This window comes from bacterium (assembly GCA_030654305.1).
Lineage (GTDB): Bacteria > Krumholzibacteriota > Krumholzibacteriia > LZORAL124-64-63 > LZORAL124-64-63 > PNOJ01.
On record JAURXS010000023.1, the window covers coordinates 1 to 5,435 of the forward strand.

Here is a 5,435-nt window from a genome sequence, read left to right on the forward strand (position 1 = left end):
GAGGGCTTCATCGCCGCGCACGACCCCGTCTACGCCTCGTACGACTTCGGCGGCGACGTCAACTTCATCGGCTGCGTCACCTGCCACGACCCGCACGTGGGCGAGGCCGGCGGCGGCAACGCGGCCCAGCTGCGGGCCGTCGGCGCGGTGGAGATCGTCTACACGCCGGGCCTGTCGCCGGGCGACCCGGAGGTCCCCCGCATGGAGGGCTACGGCGCGGCCCAGACCTGCGCCCAGTGCCACCACGCCCGCCGCAACGCGTCGAACGTATCCGGCCAGATCACCAGCGGCAACGCCCACTTCGGCCCCCACGGCAGCCCGCAGATGGACATGTTCCTCGGCGCCGGCTGCTACGAGATCCCGGAGTACACCTACGACCGCGAGCACTTCCACCAGACCATCGACGACGCCTGCGTGAAGTGCCACATGGTGCGCGAGGTGCTCCTGCACGGCGAGCTGCAGGACCACTCGTTCCACACCTTCACGCCCGACGTGGGCAACTGCGCGCCCTGCCACACCGAGATCACGGACTTCGACGTGGAAGGCGTGCAGACGCAGGTCGTGGACAAGCTGGACCTTCTGGCCACCCTGTTCGGCTACGCCGACTGGGACGTCCTGATGGAGAACATGGACGCCGACAACGCGGCCATGTCGTCCTGGCAGCGCGAGGCCCTGTACGCCGGCGTGTTCGTCAGCAACGACGGCAGCCGCGGCGTGCACAACCCCGAGTACGCCCTGGACCTGCTGGACAACGCCATCGCCTACTACCAGTCCCACCTCACGCAGTAGTCCTGTCCCTCGAGTCGCAAGCAGGCGGCCGGCCCTTCGGGGCCGGCCGCTTGTTTCAGTCACCCGTCGTCGAAGGGGTCAGGCGCCGACGATGTTCTTGAGCGAGCCCCGGCTCAGCGGGTGGTAGCCGGGCGCCGCCGCCGCGAAGACCTCGCGCGCGAAGGCGGCACCGTCGTCGCCCGAGGCCATGAGCGCGCCGTACAGCGGCTTGAGGTACTTCATGCGGCCCACGCGGCCCAGCACCTCGCGCAGGCGCGGGCGCACCGGCGCGTAGCCGCTGCGCGCGGCGATGGTCAGCCATTCCACCAGAACTTCGTGGTTGCCGCGGCCGGTCAGGGCGAAGGCGTCGTCCAGCCAGCGGCAATCGTCGTGGGGCAGGGGGCGCGGCAGGTCCTGCAGGAAGAGCTGCAACTCGGTCGGGGACCAGGCCGCGGACTCCGGGCCGGGCCGCTCGCCCGCGCTCCAGCCGGCGGCCAGGGCGCGCAGCCGGTCCAGGGCGGGCGCCGACGTGCGGTGCTCGTTGGCGGGCATGCCGGGCCCGTCGATCCAGCGGCGGCCGTCCACGGCGTCCAGCACGCCGGGCAGCTTCTCTTCGAGGAAGGCGATGAACTCGTCGGTGGTGATGCTGCGGAAGCGGAAACGGTCGATGTACTCCCTCAGGAAGGCGTCGAAGCGGCCGCGGCCGACGGCCCGCTCCAGGAGGATGACGAACTGGGCGCCCTTCTCGTAGGGCACCAGCGAGTAGACCTCGTCCGGGTCGATGCCCGCGAGGTCGGTGCGCAGCTTCGTGAGCGGGGAGTCCGGGCCGAACTGGTCGAGGTGGACCTGCAGCGCGTTGCGGCGCAGGACCCCCTGCAGGTCGGCGAACTCCCGGCCGTGCAGCTCCTCAAGGATGCGCCGCTCGGCGTAGACGGTGAACCCCTCGTTCAGCCAGAAGTCGTTCATCGTCGCGTTGGTGACCAGGTTGCCCGTCCAGCTGTGGGCCAGCTCGTGCACCACGACGTTGACCAGGCTGCGGTCGCCGGACAGCAGCGTCGGGGTCAGGAAGGTCAAGCGAGGGTTCTCCATGCCGCCGTAGGGGAAGGCGGGCGGCATCAGCAGCAGGTCAAAGCGGTCCCACTCGTAGGGGCCGAACAGGCGCTCGGCGGCCTGGATCATCGCCTCGACCTCCGCGAACTCCCAGGCCGCGGCGTCGATCATGCCCGGTTCGGCGTAGATGCGCGAACGCGGGCCGAGGTCGCGGCGGTCGAGGTCGCCGACGGCCAGGGCCAGCAGGTAGGTCGGGATGGCCTGGGGCATCGCGAAGCGCCAGCGGGTGCGGCCCGGGCCGGCCGGCTCGTCGCCGCCGGGCGCCGCGGACATCACCGCGCGCAGGGGCGCCGGCACGTCCACGACCGCCGTGTAGGTGACCCGGTGACGCGGCGTGTCCTGGCAGGGCACGAGCGAACGGGCGTGGATGGGCTGGCACTGCGTGAAGAGGAAGGGGTGGCGACCGCCGGTGGTCTGGACCGGATCGAGCCAGCCCAGCGCCGGGGCGTCGGGACCGGTGCGGTAGCGGATCGTCACCGCACCGGTCCCGGCCGGCAGCTCCAGCCGCAGGCGGTCGCCGAGCACGGGATCGTGATCGGCGACGGACCAGACGACGGGTTCGTCGCGATCGGTGCGGATCCCGGCCACGAGCAGGCCGCGGGAATCCAGGTCCAGCGGGCCGGTCGCGGGTGCGGCGAAGGTCAGGCGGGCGTCGCCTTCCAGGGCGCGCGCCGCGAAATCGACCTTCCAGGTCAGGTCCAGGTGGCGGGTGACGGCCTGCCCGTCGTCGCACCAGGAATGCGGGTCGCAGCGGCTCATGGGTACCTCCGGATCGGGGGCGCCGCCGATGGCGCCCGCTCAGGGTTCGCGGACCAGTCCGCTCAGCTGTTCCAGCAACTCCGGGGGGAAGGGAGGCATCACGGAGTCCGCGCCGAGCGCGGACTGGTAGGCGTTCAGGAACGCGGCCGTGTCGCCCGACAACGCCAACAGCGCCTCCTCGCCGCCCCGCGACGCGATCACCTCGGCCATCGCGAAGCCCAGCGTCTCGTAGCCCCAGCGCGAGCGCAGCAGGTCGTCGACGGCTTTGCCGTTGGTCTGCAGCAGGTCCTCGCTGCCCGGGTCCAGCATCCCCTCGAGCAAGCGGAACGAGTAGGTCAGCAGCCCGGCGGCCCGCTCCTGCGTGGTGCGGGTCTCCCGGCGCGGGGCGCCGAGGTGGTCGTGGCGCCCGTCGAACTCCAGTTCGGCGCCGCCGGCGATCCAGGCGATCACCGCGCCGTGGTGCAGGAAGCGCATGGTCTGCCGCAGGGCCTCGCGACCCGAGGCCGCGGCCGGCGGTTGCGGCCCCGACGGCGGCGCCAGCTCGGCGTACAGTCGCGAGGCCGTCATGCGGGCCGCCTGCTCCTTGCCGGCGGCCAGGGCCAGGCCGGCGTCGAGGATCACGTGGTCGGGCGCCTGGAAGCCGAGGCTCGTGGGGCCGACCATGACGTGGACCGTGACCGATCCCGGCAGGCGCGATTCGCCGACCCAGCGGCGGGCGAGCTCCCAGACTCGGCTGCGGTACTGGTCGTCGGCCAGGACGCCGGCGAAATCGCGGGCCTCGTCGGCGCGCCGTCGCAGGTAGTCGCAATTGGCCACGATGTCGGTCCGTCGCGGGGGGGTGACGTCGGCGGTGTCGCCGGCGGCGCGCCGGCAGGTGTACTCCGTGCACTTCTGCAGGATGGCGGGGGAGAAGATCCGCGGGTCCTTGCCCTGCAGGGCGTAGGCCGGCAGCTCGAACAGCTGCTGGTAGGATTCGGCGGGAACGGTCTTGCCGTCCTCAAGCCGGTCGAGGATCGCGAGCCAGTCGTCCAGGGCGGTGACGTCGAGCTTGACCTGCGCGACCTCGCTCGCCGGCGGCGCCGCGCGGCGCTGGTCGCCGCCGCAGCCGGCGGCGGGGGACAGCGCGGCCGAGAGCAGCAGGCCGGCGGGTCGGCGCGAGAGGCCCGCGGGCAGGACGCCGCGGCGGTTGTGGCCGCGTCCCCCCGGAGTTATGTTTCGCATATGCGCTCCTCAGGGTGCGAAGACAAGGCAGTATTGTAGCATGAATCGCCGCGTTGCCAAGCGGGCCGTGAACGGGACGGGAATGCACGACAGGACCCCGGACGACCTGATCGTCCGCGAAATCTACCGCACCATCCTGGGCGAGTCGACCGAGGCCGGCCGGCCCTGCGCGATCGTGCGCCTGACGGGGTGCCATCGCCGCTGCTCGTACTGCGACAGCGCCCACGCGTTCGAGGGCGGGGAGAGCCTGGCCGTGGCGCGGATCCTGGCGGCGGTCGAAGCGCTGGGTTGCCGCACCGTGCTGGTGACGGGCGGCGAACCCCTGCTGCAGCCCGGCTGCCCGGCGCTGCTGGCCGCCCTGGTCGGGGACGGCCGCCGCACGGTCCTGGAGACCAGCGGCACCCGAGGCGCCCTGCCCCTGTCGGCGGTCCCCGGCGGCGTGCGCCGCGTCGTGGACGTCAAGACCCCGGGCAGCGGCCTGCGCGAACGGGACGTGGCCTGGGACCAGCTCGCCTGCCTCGACGCCGGCGACGAGTTGAAGTTCGTCTGCTGCGACCGCGCGGACTACGAGTGGTCGCGCGACCTCGTCCGCGCCGGAAGCCGCCTGCCGCCCGCGACGCCCGTCGTCTTCTCCGCCGCCGAGGGCCGGCTGTCGCCGGCTTCGCTCGCCGACTGGCTGGTCGAGGACGGTCTCGACGTCCGTTTCCAGCTGCAGCTGCACAAGACGCTGTGGCCGGACGGGGAGCGACGCTCATGACGCGACTCGCGGGGGAGGCCGCCGCGTCGGGACGGCGGGGCACGGCGGTGGTCCTGCTCAGCGGCGGGCTCGACAGCTGCGTCTGCCTCGCCGGCGTCCTGACGCGGTACGACGCGGCCGTGCTGCACCTCGACTACGGCCAGCGCACGCAGGCCCGCGAGCGCGCCGCGTTCGACGCGATCGCCGACCACTACGGGATCGCGCGCCGCCTGGCGGTGGACGTGTCCCATCTGAAGGCGATCGGGGGGACGAGCCTGATCGACGACGCGCTGCCGGTCGAGTCGGGGCTGCCCGTCGCCGGCGGCGGCGTGCCCTCGACCTACGTGCCCTTCCGCAACGGCAACCTGCTGGCCATCGCGGCGTCCTGGGCGGAGGTGATTGGGGCGCAGGCCCTGGTCATCGGCGCCGTGCAGGAGGACGGCAGCGGCTACCCCGACTGCACCGAGGCCTTCTACCGGGCCTTCGCGGCGGCCATCGACGCCGGGACGCGCCCGCAGACCCGCCTGGAGATCCTCACGCCCCTGATCCACCTGGACAAGGCGGCGATCGTGCGGCGCGGGCTGGAGCTCGGCGCGCCGCTGCACCTGACCTGGTCGTGCTACGTCTCGCAGGAGCGCGCCTGCGGCCGCTGCGAGAGCTGCCAGCTGCGGTTGCGTGGGTTCGCCCGCGCGGGCGCGACCGATCCGATCCCCTACGCCTGACGATCGCCCATCGCCGCGAGCAGCAGGTCGACGCTGCGCGCCGCCGCGCCCCGCTGCGCCTCGACCACGCCGCGGGCCGCCTCTCCGGCGCGCCGGCGCGCGTCCGGGTCGTCGAGCAG

5 protein-coding genes are annotated in these 5,435 nt (G+C 73.0%); 3 read left to right on the plus strand and 2 right to left on the minus strand.

Annotation, left to right across the window (positions count from 1 at the left end; genetic code table 11):
- Positions 1–789 (plus strand): ammonia-forming cytochrome c nitrite reductase subunit c552 (locus Q7W29_00625; GenBank protein ID MDO9170318.1); only part of this gene is annotated, 789 nt, incomplete at its 5' end.
- A gap of 78 nt (positions 790–867) precedes the next feature.
- Here Q7W29_00625 and Q7W29_00630 read toward each other — a convergent pair.
- Entirely contained in the window at positions 868–2,637 is a 1,770-nt protein-coding gene (locus tag Q7W29_00630) for a M1 family metallopeptidase (GenBank protein ID MDO9170319.1), read from the minus strand.
- 39 nt (positions 2,638–2,676) lie between these two features.
- Positions 2,677–3,858: a hypothetical protein gene (locus Q7W29_00635; protein ID MDO9170320.1), complete on the minus strand. Its 1,182-nt coding sequence runs from the start codon at positions 3,856–3,858 to the stop codon at positions 2,677–2,679.
- Between the two features lie 82 nt (positions 3,859–3,940).
- On the opposite strand from Q7W29_00635, the gene Q7W29_00640 reads away from it, so the two are divergent.
- Together Q7W29_00640 and queC are read left to right on the plus strand one after the other, a co-directional pair.
- Entirely contained in the window at positions 3,941–4,615 is a 675-nt protein-coding gene (locus Q7W29_00640; protein ID MDO9170321.1) for a radical SAM protein, read from the plus strand.
- The gene (gene queC / locus Q7W29_00645; protein MDO9170322.1) at positions 4,612–5,316 is read left to right on the plus strand and encodes a 7-cyano-7-deazaguanine synthase QueC; all 705 of its coding nucleotides are present in this window, start codon (positions 4,612–4,614) and stop codon (positions 5,314–5,316) included. Before Q7W29_00640 ends, queC begins: the two co-directional genes overlap by 4 nt.
- The last annotated feature ends 119 nt before the right edge of the window (positions 5,317–5,435 follow it).